Annotated in this window: 9 protein-coding genes; 5 read left to right on the top strand and 4 right to left on the bottom strand. The window is 72.3% G+C overall.

Features of this window, described 5'->3' with window-relative positions:
- The first annotated feature begins 105 nt into the window (after window positions 1-105).
- Window positions 106-279 (top strand): antitoxin, encoded by a 174-nt coding sequence (locus tag ACIPV1_RS13145; protein WP_123293590.1) that lies wholly within the window; start codon window positions 106-108, stop codon window positions 277-279.
- Window positions 280-366: 87 nt separating this feature from the next.
- Here ACIPV1_RS13145 and ACIPV1_RS13150 read toward each other — a convergent pair whose 3' ends face one another.
- Both ACIPV1_RS13150 and ACIPV1_RS13155 read right to left on the bottom strand, forming a co-directional pair.
- Entirely contained in the window at window positions 367-531 is a 165-nt protein-coding gene (locus tag ACIPV1_RS13150) for a hypothetical protein (protein ID WP_159573348.1), read from the bottom strand.
- Between the two features lie 163 nt (window positions 532-694).
- Window positions 695-4,381, bottom strand: coding sequence for a S8 family serine peptidase (locus ACIPV1_RS13155; protein WP_402726577.1), 3,687 nt, complete (start codon window positions 4,379-4,381; stop codon window positions 695-697).
- Between the two features lie 161 nt (window positions 4,382-4,542).
- Here ACIPV1_RS13155 and ACIPV1_RS13160 point away from each other — a divergent pair, with 161 nt between their 5' ends.
- From ACIPV1_RS13160 to ACIPV1_RS13170, 3 genes are read left to right on the top strand one after another with little or no spacing between them, the layout of a single operon-like run.
- A complete protein-coding gene (locus tag ACIPV1_RS13160; RefSeq protein WP_111086194.1) occupies window positions 4,543-5,208 on the top strand; it encodes a TetR/AcrR family transcriptional regulator in 666 nt (221 codons plus the stop codon).
- Window positions 5,205-5,975, top strand: coding sequence for a hypothetical protein (locus tag ACIPV1_RS13165; RefSeq protein WP_402726578.1), 771 nt, complete (start codon window positions 5,205-5,207; stop codon window positions 5,973-5,975). Before ACIPV1_RS13160 ends, ACIPV1_RS13165 begins: the two co-directional genes overlap by 4 nt.
- Window positions 5,972-8,206 (top strand): YhgE/Pip family protein, encoded by a 2,235-nt coding sequence (locus ACIPV1_RS13170; RefSeq protein WP_402726579.1) that lies wholly within the window; start codon window positions 5,972-5,974, stop codon window positions 8,204-8,206. The genes ACIPV1_RS13165 and ACIPV1_RS13170 overlap by 4 nt, the downstream gene beginning before the upstream one ends.
- Before the next feature lie 101 nt (window positions 8,207-8,307).
- On the opposite strand, the gene ACIPV1_RS13175 is transcribed toward ACIPV1_RS13170, so the two are convergent.
- A complete protein-coding gene (locus ACIPV1_RS13175) occupies window positions 8,308-8,988 on the bottom strand; it encodes a DUF559 domain-containing protein (protein ID WP_402726580.1) in 681 nt (226 codons plus the stop codon).
- A 472-nt stretch (window positions 8,989-9,460) separates the two neighbouring features.
- Between ACIPV1_RS13175 and ACIPV1_RS13180 the strand changes: the two genes are divergently transcribed.
- Window positions 9,461-10,456: a LacI family DNA-binding transcriptional regulator gene (locus tag ACIPV1_RS13180; RefSeq protein ID WP_248704987.1), complete on the top strand. Its 996-nt coding sequence runs from the start codon at window positions 9,461-9,463 to the stop codon at window positions 10,454-10,456.
- 124 nt (window positions 10,457-10,580) lie between these two features.
- On the opposite strand, the gene ACIPV1_RS13185 is transcribed toward ACIPV1_RS13180, so the two are convergent.
- Entirely contained in the window at window positions 10,581-12,998 is a 2,418-nt protein-coding gene (locus tag ACIPV1_RS13185; protein WP_402726581.1) for a LuxR C-terminal-related transcriptional regulator, read from the bottom strand.
- Between the last annotated feature and the right edge of the window lie 4 nt (window positions 12,999-13,002).

Here is a 13,002-nt window from a genome sequence, read left to right on the forward strand (position 1 = left end):
CACCGGTACCGCGACCTCTCGTCCGGACCACACAGGCTGTGTGGACGCTCGGTGGCTCCGGAGCACCGTCGTACCGGTCAGATCCACCATCGGAAGGAGCACGACATGAGTGACCTCGGTGACAAGGCCAAGGACTTCGCGAACAGCGACAAGGGCGAGCAGGCGTCCGACGCCGGCCTCGACAAGGCAGGCGACGCGGCCGACAAGGCGACCGGCGGCGGCCACGGCGACCAGATCGACAAGGCCCAGCAGGCGGCTGACGACAAGGTCGGCGAGTAACGCCCGGTACGCACCCAGGTGACGGACGGAAGGCCCGGTGCCAGCTGGCACCGAGCCTCCCGTCCGTCCGTTTCGCACGCCGCGTGATCAGGCGCGGAAGAAGTCCTGGTACGACGGGTCGCCGACGGGCTGCGAGTAGCCGGGCTCGGCGAGACGCTGCTCGATCATCGCCTGGACGACGTCGGGCGGGGTGAGCCCCCGGCGGCGCCACTCGGTCGGGTTGGCCCGGAGCTGGCTCAGCGTGTTCTGCATGCTGCAACCCTGGCACCCGATAACTAGTTTGTCTAACTACCTGTCCCGATTCCGCGTCTGCGGTCCGCCGGATCCCGTTCCGTGAACAGAAGATGTCGGGTCCGAACGCGGGACCCGACATCTTCTGCTCACCATGTGCGGCGCGCGGACGCGCTCGCGGCGACTACTTGCGCGACACCTTCGCGGTCGACTTGGACGTCGCGGTTCCGTCCTTGTAGCCCGAGGCGTGCGCGGTCACCTTGACGGAGAACTTGTGTCCCGCGTCGGACGTGCCGAGCTTGTACGTCGCACCGGTGGCCTTCCCGACGACCTTGCCGTCGCGGAGCCACTGGTACTTGTACGTCGCCTTCGTCGTGCTCCACTTGCCGTGGTTGGCCGACAGCTTCGAGCCGACCTTCGCCGTCCCGCTGACCGTCACCTTGCTGCCCGCGGCGAGCGCGAGCGTGGGCGGGGTCACCGAGATGGTCGACGTGCCGGCCTGCTTGCCCGACGCGTTGCCGAGGTGCAGGAGCAGCACGGTGGCCTTCGTGACACCCGACGCTCGGGTGACCCGGAGGGCGCCGGAGTCGGCGAACAGGACGCCGGTGCTGCGGCCCTGCGCGAAGGACAGTGCCGGCTTCGACGGGTCGAACGAGGCGCTCTTCGTCTCGTCCACCACGGAGGAACCCGTGGTCGCGGCACCCGGGGCGTACGCCGACTCGGTCAGGACCGAGTAGGTGAACTTGCCCTTCGCGCCGATCAGCGCACCCGTGGTCGTGAGCACCTTCACCGAGCTGTCGAAGGTGTTGACGTCCTGGCCGGGTGCCCCGCCGTTCAGCGGCTGGACGTCGACGACCGGGTCGACGTCCGGGTCGTCCGACGCGGCCTTGGCCAGGTCGATCGTCGTCGCGAACGTCGCGTCCACCGCGGCGGACTTGGCGTTGTAGACCAGGTAGTCGGGCTCGCCGTCACGGTTCGTGTCGATGAGCACCTCGACGTTGGTCACGGCGCCGGGGTTGGCGTCGGGACCGGCCGTCTGGATGCCGAACGCGATCGTGTCCGAGGCCTTGTCGTAGCTCGCGCCGTAGGAGCGGATGTCCGCTGCCTGCAGCGAGCGCTTCGCCGAGCCCGCCGGGAACGACTCGACCGGGTCGGTCCCGCCGAGTACGAACGGTGCGACGGCGGCGTGGTAGCCGGTCGTCAGGCCGCCCTGGTCGACCGTGCGCCCCTTGAGCGTCAGGTCGGCCGACTTGCCCGGGCCGGTGAAGGCGACGGTGGAGCGACCCTGCACGGAGCTGACGGGCTTCGGTGCGAGGTACGCACCGACGCGCAGCGGCACCGCGGTCGTGTCGGTCGGCGTGAACGCCACGATGCCCGAGGCGGCGGTGACGAACTCGCGCTGGTAGCCCTGCTGCACCGACTCCTGGGTGGGGTCGATGACGCGGCGGAGCTTCGTCGGGTCGGCGATCGTGAAGGTGAGCTTCACCGTCGCGGTGCGGTTCGCCGGAACGGTGACACGCTTCGTGTTGAGCGCGAACGTCACGCCGGGCTGCGACACCTGCGGCTGGTAGGCCACGTCGTAGGTGTGCGCGACGCCGTCGGTGTTCGCGATCTGGAGGGTGCGGCTCTCGGTCGTCGCGCTCGAGACCTCGACGACACCGAACGAGGCGGTGACGAGCAGGTCGTTCTCGACGCTCCGCACGGTGGTGCCGGCGGTCACGGCCTGCAGGGCGTCGACGCGGCCGGTGCCCTGCCGGAGCAGGGTCGCCGATCGCGAGCCGTCCTTGACGTCGTGCGTCGCCGTGTTCATGAGCGCCGCCTTGACCTGCGGTGCGCTCCACTCCGGGTGCGCCTGGAAGGTCAGCGCCGCGATGCCCGCGACGTCCGGCGTGGCCATCGAGGTGCCGCTCATCGACATGCGGCCGTCACCGGTGCCGTTGGCCGCCGAGATCACGTTGACCCCGGGGCCGGCGATGTCCGGCTTGACGATGTCGTTGAACGACCCGTGGACGCCCCGGCTGGTGAACGCGGCGAGCGTGTTCACGGCCTCCGGGTCGGTGGCGAGTTCGAAGCCCTTGAGCTCGTCCGCGAGGCGCACGTGCAGGGTCCCCGCCTTGGCAGCTGCCTGGAGGCTCGTGGCGGCGTCCAGCGTCAGCTCGGCTCCGGGGATGGTCGCGTTTCCGGCGATGCCCGAGTCGAAGGTGTTGATCGTGCCCGCGAGCAGGACGCCGATGCCGCCGGCGGCCTGGACGTTGTTGAAGCGCACGCCGGAGCCGCACTCGAGCGCCCCGTCCGTCCACTTCAGCCAGACGACCTTGCCCGCGATCTTCGCGGCGTCGGCGGCGCTGAACGCGGCGCAGCCGTCGATGTTGCTGGTCGGGACGACGACGTCACCCTCGACCGGCAGGGTTCCCGTGAAGTTCTGCGAGTACTGCGACCGGTAGGTCTTCGCGACGTTCGCGGGGGCCGTGGCCTGCACGCCGTCGTAGAGCGACTGGCCGGTGGCGCTCGCGGCGACGGTGAGCGCACCCTCGGCGTTGCCCGGCGAGCCACCGATGTCGGTGAAGTCGTCGGCGTTGCCCGAGGCGATCACGGGGAGCACCCCGCGGGCGGTCAGCGCGTCGATCTTGGCGTTGTCGGGGTCGTCCGGTGCGCCGTAGTCGGAGCCGAGCGACAGGTTCAGGACGTTGATGTCCTTGCCCTCGGTGAGCGCCTGGCCCACCCAGTCGAGCGCGGCGCCCGTGACGTCGGTCGAACCGCCGCCGTCACCGAACACCTTCAGGGCGTAGAGGCCGGCCTCGGGCGCGGTGCCCGGACCGATCCACATGTCCTGCACCTGCTGCGTGGTGAGCTTGGTGTAGTCGCCGTCGAACTGCTGCTTGTCGGCGGTCAGGCCGTAGCCCGCGATCGAGCCGGACACGTGCGTGCCGTGGTCGCCGCCCTTGCCGTCGATGGGGTTGTCGTCCGGAGCCGGCACCGGGTCGTAGGCCGGGTCGGTCGGGTCGGCGTTGTAGGTCGCGCCGGCGAAGTCGTACCCGCCGAGGAACTTCGACGCGTCGTACAGGCTGGGGTCCGGGGCGCCGGAGCTCGCGTTCGCCAGGGCCTGCTGGTAGGCCGCGGTGGTGCCGGGGCCGCCGAAGTCGGCCTGCGTGTAGTCGAGGCCGGTGTCGAGGACGGCGACGTTGACGTCCTTGCCGGTGTGGCCGGTCTGCTGCCAGGCGTTGAGCGAGCGCGTGTAGACGTCGCTCGCGGCGTTCTTCGGCGAGACGCCGTCGGCGCCCGGCTTCACGAGGCTCGGGTCCACACCGGACGGAGCGGCGCTCGCGTCGGCGTTGACCGTCGGCTCGACGATCTTCTTCGGCGTGAGCGGGATGATGCTCTCGACGTCGGAACGCTTCGCGATGTCCTGCAGCGCGGAGACGTCGGCGACGACCGCGACACCGGGGACGGTGTACTCGGTCGAGTAGAGCTCGGTGGAGTCGGCGTCGGCGCGCTTCACGGCGGCGCGGACGGCCGCGGTCGTCGACTCGATCGCCTTGACGCGGCTCTTCGCTGCCGAGGACTGCGTCTTGGACTTGGTCAGGTCACCGCCCTTCGCGTTCGCGTCCACCTCGAGGGCACCCTGGCCGGTCGTGCGTACGAAGGCGGCGACGGTCTTGGTGGGCTTGGCGTCGCGCAGTGGTGCAGAGAGCTTCAGGTCGGCCACCGACACCCCGGCCGGAGCTGCGGAGGCCGCGCCCCCGACTGCGAGGCCGCCGCACGTCAGGGCCACGGCGGCGATGCCAGCGGTCAGGACGCGTGCGATGCGATGGGAGTTCGGGGTCGGGTTCGGGGTCGGGTTCGGGTCGTGGTTCGGTGTTGCACGGTTCAAAGAGGGCACTCCAGGCTCAGTCCGTGGTTCGCATGAGATTGCTGTGAAGTTATGCGCTTACATTCAGAAAGGGCAGTCCGCACTTTGGGGGACACCCCCGTTCGAGGGCCGGTCTTCCTGTTAAGTTGCACACACGTGTGCACGTTATTACGATGGGGTTCGTGACCACTGCTTCCCACCCCGCACGCGCACCCCGCCGCGACGCGACCGAGAACCGGGCAGCCCTCCTCGACGCAGCACGGACATGCCTGCAGCGCGATCCGGACGCCTCCATCGAGACGATCGCCGCGGCCGCCGGACTCTCGCGCCGCGCGGTGTACGGACATTTCCCGTCACGTGACGACCTCGTGCGCGAGGTCGTGACCTCCGGCGCCGCTCGCATCGCCGCGGCCATGCCGACCACCTCGGACCTGCAGGAGCTGCCGCCGGCCGCCCGGCTCGCCGCGATCGCCGTGACCCTCTGGACCGAGGTCTCGCACGTCCGGTCCATGGCCCGGGTCGCCGTGCGCAGCCCGTTCGCCGAGCCCGTCGCCGAGGTGTTCGCACCCCTGCGCGCCCAGGTCCGTCAGGCGTGCGCCCTCGGGATCGCCGAGGGCGCCATGCGCGACGACGTCGACCCCGCCACCCTCGGGCGTCTGGTCGAGGGTGCGTGCATCGCCGTCCTCGACGAGGCGACCCGGTCCGGCACCCCGGACGAGGCCGGACGGCGCATGGTGGTGCTGTCGGCGCTCGGCATGGCCGGCATCGACTGGCGCACCGCACTGCTGTCCGAACCCGCGGCCCCGGCCACCGGCTCCGCTGTCTCCCCCGTGAAGGACCCCGCATGACGCTCGAACTCGACCACGTCGGCATCGGCGAGGAGCCCGGCGCAGCACTGCCCGTCGTCTCCGCCGTCGCCGCACCCGGACACCCCGGGGTCGTCGCCGTCGAGACTGAGCAGGCCCCCGTGCTCGCCTCGCTCGTCGCCGGCGGCCGGATGCAGCCCGACACCGGGCGGCTGCTGCTCGACGGGCACGAGGACGCCGCCGCCGTGCGCCGCGCCTTCGCCCTCGTCGACACCCCGGGCGTCGCCGAGCCCTTCCCCGTGATGACGGTCAAGCAGATCGTGCGCGAGGAGCTCGCGTTCGCCGCCCAGCGCCCCTCGCGCGACCACGTCGACACCGTGCTCGAGGAACTCGGCCTGGGGCACTACGCGGACACCCCGGTCCAGCGGGTGCCGACCGCCGTGCGCGTCCGACTGCTCGTCGAGCTCGCCCTGCTCCGCGACGGCGTGACCGGCCTCGTCGTCACCTCGCCCGAGCGGCACGGCGGCGCCGTCGAGGAGTGGTTCGCGGTCCTCCGCGACGTCGCCCGACGCGGCGTGACCATCGTGCTCGTCACCTCGAAGGCCGCAGCCGCGACCGTCGAGACGCTGCTCGACACCGTCGACACGACCGGAACCATCCAGACGCACGACGACGCCGCGACGCACGTCGCGCTCCAGACCGAGGGTCCCGACGACGCGGCCCTGTCCGACGGAACCGAGCCGGGCCTCCCGTCCGGCCCTTCCGTCACCGCAGAATCCGCAACCGTCCCGACGGAGGCAACCCCGTGACCACCACCTCGCTCGTCCGCGCCGAACTGGCGCGACTCACCGCGACCCCGCTTGCACGACTGGCGTTCATCGCGCTGATGATCGTGCCGCTGCTGTACGGCGGCGCGTACCTGTGGGCGAACCGCGACCCGTACGCCAAGCTCGACCAGATCCCCGCGGCGATCGTGAACCTCGACGCCGGCGCCACCCTCGACGGCGACCAGGTCGACTACGGCACCGACGTCACGAAGGAGGCGATCGACGGCGCCAACTTCAAGTGGACGAAGACGACCGCCGCCGACGCGCGCTCCGGTGTGCGGAACGGCACCTACGACTTCGTCGTCACGATCCCGCACGACTTCTCCGAGCACCTGGTGTCCGCGCAGTCCGACGACCCGACGCAGGCGAAGCTCGTCATGACGACGGCCGACACGAACTCGTACCTGGCCTCGACCATCGCGGAGCAGGCGGGCAAGACCATGCGCACCGCCGTCGCCGAGCGCGTCGGCAAGCAGGCGGCGAAGACCCTGCTCGTCGGGCTCGCCGACGTCCGCGACAGCCTCGGCGACGCCGTCGACGGTGCCGATCAGCTCGCCTCCGGCACCGCGAAGGCGGACTCGGGAGCTCGGAAGCTGGCGGACGGCACCGGCAAGCTGTCGTCCGGCGCGGCGGAGCTCGCCTCCGGCACGGCGTCGTTGCCGTCCCAGACCCAGCAGCTGGACAGCGGGGCGCAGCAGGTGGCGTCGGGTGCTTCCACGCTCGCCTCAGGGCTGGCGAGTGCGCAGCAGCAGACGGCGGCGCTGCCGTCGCAGACGCAGCAGTTGGACAGTGGGGCGCAGCAGCTGCAGACCGGGCTGCACCAGCTCCGTGACCAGACGTCGACCCTGCCTGCGGACTCGGCGACGCTCGCGGCCGGTGCATCGAAGGTCGCCAGCGGCAACGCCGACCTCGCCGACAAGGCCGCACCGTTCATCGCGGGTGTCCAGCAGCTCTCCGCGCAGTCGCCGGAACTCGTCGCGTCGCTGAAGCCCGTCGTGCAGGCGTCGACGGTGCTCAGCGCTGACCAGAAGACCGAGCTGCTCGCCGGGCTCGACAACCTGCAGACCGGCAGTGCCAATCTCGGCACCGGTGCCGGAGCGCTGTCCGGCAACCTGCAGAAGCTCAAGACCGGCAGCGCGCAGGTGTCCGCCGGAGCATCGCAGCTCGCCGAGAAGGCTCCGTCGCTGACGAGTGGCATCCAGCAGCTCTCCGACGGCTCGGACACGCTCGCCGCCGGGACGTCGAAGCTGGCTGCAGCGGCGCCGACGTTGACCTCGGGCATCTCGTCGGCGGCGGACGGGGCGTCGACGCTCGCAACGGGTGCCGCGAAGGTCGCAGACGGCACGTCTGCGCTCGCGTCCGCCGCACCCACGCTGTCGTCAGGTGCTTCGTCGCTCGCGACCGGCGCAGCGTCCGCCGACAAGGGTGCTTCGTCGCTCGTCTCCGGCTTGGACAAGCTCAAGACCGGGTCATCGAAGCTCGCCGCGTCGCTCGACGAGGGCCGCACGAAGATCCCCGCGTCGAACGCCTCGGAGCGCGAGTCGCAGGCCTCGGTCATCTCCGACCCGGTGAAGGTCGGGGACGACAACGTCGCCGCGGCGTCGAACTACGGCGCCGGCCTCGCGCCGTTCTTCATCTCGCTCGCAGCCTGGATCGGCATGTACGCGCTGTTCCTCATCCTCAAGCCGATCTCGAAGCGGGCGATCACCGCGGTGCGGAAGCCCCTCGCGGTCGTGTTCGGCGGCTGGCTGACCCCGGCGCTGCTCGGCCTGGTGCAGATGGTCGCGCTGTTCTTCATCGTGCGGTTCGCCCTCGACCTCAACGTGGTGCACGTCGGCGGCACGATCGGGATCATGGTGCTCGCCTCGGCGACCTTCGCGGCGGTCATCATGGCGCTCAACGTGCTGCTCGGGTCGGTGGGACAGTTCCTCGGCCTGGTGCTCATGCTCGTGCAGCTCGTCACCGCCGGCGGCACGTTCCCGTGGCAGACGCTGCCGGGGCCGTTGGCGGCGCTGCACTTCGCGCTGCCGATGACGTACTCGGTCGACGCGATCCGGCAGACGATGTACGGCGGGAACCTCGGCGCCGCGTGGTCCGACGCGGGCGTGCTGCTCTGCTGGCTGCTCGGGGCGCTGCTCGTGTCCTTCGTGGTCACGGCGCGGCAGACCCGCTCCCGCACGCTGCGCGACCTGCGCCCGAGCCTGATCGGGTAGCGGGGGCGCGGGGGCGCGGGGGCGCGGCAGCGTCGCGCGCCCCGCGTTCGCCGAGTAAGCAGAAGACGACGAGTGGCCCGAGGCGACCCGTCGTCTTCTGCTCACTCGGTGCGACCGGAGCGAGGAGCGAGACGAGTCCGATGCGCAAGCAGTTCCCTCAGGTGGTCGACGGCGCCGGACACGTGCACGCCCAGGTCCGACTTCGTCCACCGGACGACCGCCCAGCCGAGCTGTTCGAGATCGCGGTAGCGCCGCAGATCACGCCCCCACTGCTCGGCGTCGGTCCGGTGCTGGTCCCCCTCGTACTCGATCACGATGCGCTGCTGCGGGTACGCCATGTCCACACGCCCCACGAAGCGCCCGGCCTCGTCGAGCACGTCGACCTGCAGCTCCGGCTCGGGCAATCCGGCACGCACGATCGTCAGTCGCGCCCGGGTCTCCTGCGGTGAGCCAGCACCGACCCGCACGAGTTCGAGTGCCGTCCGCAGCTTGCGGACGCCACGGCGGGTGCCGGCTGCGGCGAGCGCGACGGCGAGGTCGCCCGGAGTCGTCGCACAGCGGCGCTCGGTGACGATCGCGTCGCCGAGCACGACCAGCTCGTCGGCGTCGAGCATCGCGCCGCACTCGACCCAGACCGCGTCAGGCGCGCTCGCCGGCATGCCGCGACGAAGTCGGACCGACGCGCGCTCTGCCGCGATGCGGTGCCCGACCACCCCGCTCCGACGGGCTTGGGTCTGCGGCAGCACGCTCGTGATGTGGACCGGATCGTCGTCAGAGCACATGATCGGGAGCCCCCACAGGACTGCGGCCGACAGGTGGCTGATGAACTGGCCAGGCAACAGGACCGGTCGCAGTGCCTGGATTCGCTGGACTTGGTCCGGCTGACGGTCACGCGCCCAGCGGATGGACCGCGTCGGGCAGACGAGGTCTCGGCGCTGGAGCCGTTCACGCGGAACACCCGCACGGTCAGCGGCTCCGACGTCGAACGCTCGCCCGCGGAGCGATGGCGGAAGTGCGCGTGGTTGCATGCGCACCACGCTCGCGCCCCGCGCCCCGCCTCCGCAGGCCGAACGTTTGTTCTGTGCACAACGCACTCCGCGCCTCCCGTGTGGAGGACTCGCACCGCGCACCGAGTGAGCAGAAGAAGACGGGTGAGCATCCAGCACCCGTCGTCTTCTGCTCACTCGACGCACCGAACGGAACCCCGCCGCCCGCTACGATCGACGGACGAACCAACGGAGGTCGAAGCGCATCATGGGAGACGGCAAACCCGCGACCATCTACGACGTCGCCGCGCGCGCCGGGGTCTCGAAGTCCCTCGTCTCCCTGGTGCTGCAGCGCTCCCCCCGGGTCAGTGACCAGCGCCGGGCCGCCGTGCTCACGGCGATCCAGGAGCTCGACTACCGGCCCTCCACCGCCGCGGTGTCCCTCGCCGGCACCCGCAGCCGCACCGTCGGCGTGGTCCTCGACGACTTCCGGAACCAGTGGTTCGTCGACCTGCTCACCGGGCTGCGCGAGGCCCTGCAGGACCAGGGTCACCGTCTCGTCGTCGCGGACCGGTTCCTGAACACGGGGCTCGACGCCTCGCCGGTCGAGGGCTTCCTGTCCATGCGCGTCGAGGGCATCGTCATCGCCGGCGAACCCGACACCGACCTGGCGATCCCGGCCTCGATGCCGGTCGTCATCGCCGGCGGGCGCGTGTCGATCCCCCGCGCGGATACCGTGGCGAACGACGACCGGGCCGGCGGCGGGATGGCCGCGGAGCACCTGCTCGCGCTGGGCCACACGCGGCTCGGCTTCGTGGGGGCGAGCTCGGCGGCGTCGAAGGAACGCCGCGCAGGGTTCGAGGGCACCGTCGCGGCCAGTGCGGGTGCAAGTCCCGCCGTCGTGGTCCTGCCCGGCGAACCCACCGAAGAGGCCGGCTCCCGCGCCCTCGGCGCCCTGCTCGACGAGCACCCCGACGTCACCGCGGTGTTCGCCGCCAACGACGTGATGGCCCTCGGAGCACTGTCCGAACTCGCCGAACGCGGACTCCGGGTCCCCGAGGACGTCTCCGTCATCGGCTACGACGACACCCCCGTCGCCGCCACGCGCTACGTCGGCCTGACGAGCATCGACGACCGCAGCGTCGAGATCGGCCGCGGCGCCGGCGAGCGCCTGCTCGCCCGCATCGCCGACCCGGGGCTGGCCGCCACCGAGTCCCTGGTCGAGCCTCGCCTGGTCGCGCGCCGCACGACCGCCCCGCGCTGACGCGGCTGCCGGGAGGCCCGTCCCGCGTCCGCCCCGCCCGCTTCGTGAGCAGAAATGGTCGGGTCCAGTGCCCGTACCCGACCATTTCTGCTCACGAAACGCACGCGCCGCGCCGCGCCGCGCGCTACGCGAGCAGCCCGAGCGACCGGCCCTGCTCGACGGCCTCGCGGCGCGTCGAGACCCCGAGCTTCCGGTACACGCTCCGCACCTGGGTCTTCACGGTGTTCACCGACACGTGCAGCTCCGACGCGATCTCCGGCACGCTGTCCGGTGCCGCGAGCAGCCCGAGCACGACGGACTCCCGCTCCGACAGCACCACCGACACGTCGGGCCCGGGCAGCACGGACCGCAGCCGACCGACCGAGGCGAAGAGTTCCCGCGCCCGCTCGTCCTCGGCGACCTCGAGCAGCTGCAGCACGTCGTCCCGCGGAGGCGTGAGCAGCTCGCCGCGCATGCCGTACCGGTCCAACAGGTCGATCGCCTCGCGGAAGGCCGCGACCGCCCCGAGCACGTCCCCGGTCCGCCGCAGTGCGACGGCGCGCAGCAGCACGAGCAGCGCGGTCGTCCTCGCCTCGTAGCCGCCGAGCACGGCCACCGCGGTGACGATCTCCAGCGCGCGCTCCGGTTCGGCGCGGGCGAGTGCGACGCCCATGTGCTCGGCGGCGTTCCAGCCGCGCACCGGCCCGAGCGCGTCGAGTCCCCGTTCGGCGTGCTGCAGCTGGCCGGCGGCGAGCTGCAGCCGCACCCGGGCGCGACCGAGGAGCCGGGCGCCGACTCCTCCGGCGGTGCTCCGCAGCCGGTACCGCAGCACCTCGGCGTCGTGGGCGGCGAGCTGGTCGGCGGGCGGGACCCGGCCGGCGATGGTGGTGGCGCGCGCCCGCAGTGTCAGGACGATGGGCCAGTGCTCGAACGCGCCGAACAGCGGGTCGACGCGGTGCAGCAACGCGAGCACCGTGTCGGTGTCGCCGTCCTCGAGGGCGACGACGGCACTCGCGAGCGTCCCGGTGGGCAGGTCGAGTGCGCCGTCGTGGGCGAGCAGGCGCCGTGCGACGTCGACCTCGCCGGCCAGGGCGTGCACGAGGGCGGTGAGGCCGTCGACGGCGGCCCGCTGCAGGACCCCGTCGGGCCCGTCCACCGGTTCGATCGTCGCCAGGGTGGCGAGCGCCGTCTCGACGTCGCCGTCCGCCAGCGCGGTCGCGGCGAGCTGTTGCAGGACGAACGGGAGGCGCGGTGCCAGCCGGTCGGCGGCCGTCGCGTCGAGCGCGTGCAACCGTTCCCGGACCGTGGTCGCGACCGCGCGTGCGCCGGCGTCGTCGCCGGTGACCCGCCGTGCCTGGCTCTCGACGGCGCCGAGGAAGACCGCCTCGGCGGGGTGCGCGCTGCCCATGGCCGCGGCGACCGACGGCACGATCGCGGCGTTCACCCGTGATGCCCTGGCGTGGTGCCGGTCGGCAGCGGACTCGGCGCGGGCGATCGCGGCGAGCACGACGGGGTGCCGTGCTGCGCGTCGGGGCCGGATGGGGTCGAGGAGCCGTGCGATCGCGGGCGCACCGGGGCCGGTCAGGCGCGTCCAGGACGTGGTGAGCACGTCGGAGAGCAGGTCGAGGTCGTCGAGCTGCACGGCGGCGTCGACGGCCGTGACGGTGTCGTCGTGGGTGATGGCCCAGGCGGCGGCGCGGCGGACGACCTCGCGGTGTCGTTCGGGGTGCCGGATCGTCCCGGCGGCTCGCAACGCCCGTGCGACGGCGTCGAACCAGGTGAACGCGGAACCCGCACCGGCACGCGACCCGGGTCCCGCCGAGCCCAGTGCGCCGAGCCCGGCCGCGGCCGCAGCCCGGTACGCCGACGCGGGGTCGTCCACCGGCCCGACGCCGAGTTCGGTCAGGAACGCGATCGGCGCCGACTGCACGACGGCGGCGTGTTCGCTGAAGGTCAGCAGTCCGGGGTCGTCGATCGTGTCGATCCACGCGGCGGTCGCGTGGTCGACGGCGCCGTGGAACCGGGTGCCGAGGTCGACGGGCGGCCGGTCCTCGGCGGCGACGGCACCGGCTGCGGCCGCGAGCACCCCGACCAGACCGCCGACGCCCTCGACCGTCCGGGCGACGACCACGGGGGCGACGACCACGCCGACGGCCCGACCGAGCAGGGTGGCGGTCTCGGTGGCGTCGAACGCCAGGTCGCCGGCGCCGAGCACCACGGCGCCGGTGTCGTCCGCGATCTGCTCGAGTGTGGGCCCCGCGGCGCCGGCGAGCAGCACCGGCACGTGCGATGCCTGATCCAGGAGCGCCTGGATGCCGTCGACGCCGAACAGGTGCGCGTCGTCGACCACCAGGACGGCGTCGGCTTCGGGGCGGTCCGGCCGCAGCCCGACGGCGACGGCCCGCGTGGTCGATCCGGTCCATTCCCGGACGAGCGTCGTCACCCCGGAGGACGGCGGCCCGGACACCACCACGGGACGTCCGGCACGCAGCGCGGCCTCGATCCGGGCGACGAGTCGCGGCCGTCCGATCTCCGGGGTCGGCGCACGCCGGACACCGCTCACGGGA

This window comes from Curtobacterium sp. NPDC089991, from assembly GCF_044748425.1.
Classification (GTDB): Bacteria; Actinomycetota; Actinomycetes; order Actinomycetales; family Microbacteriaceae; genus Curtobacterium.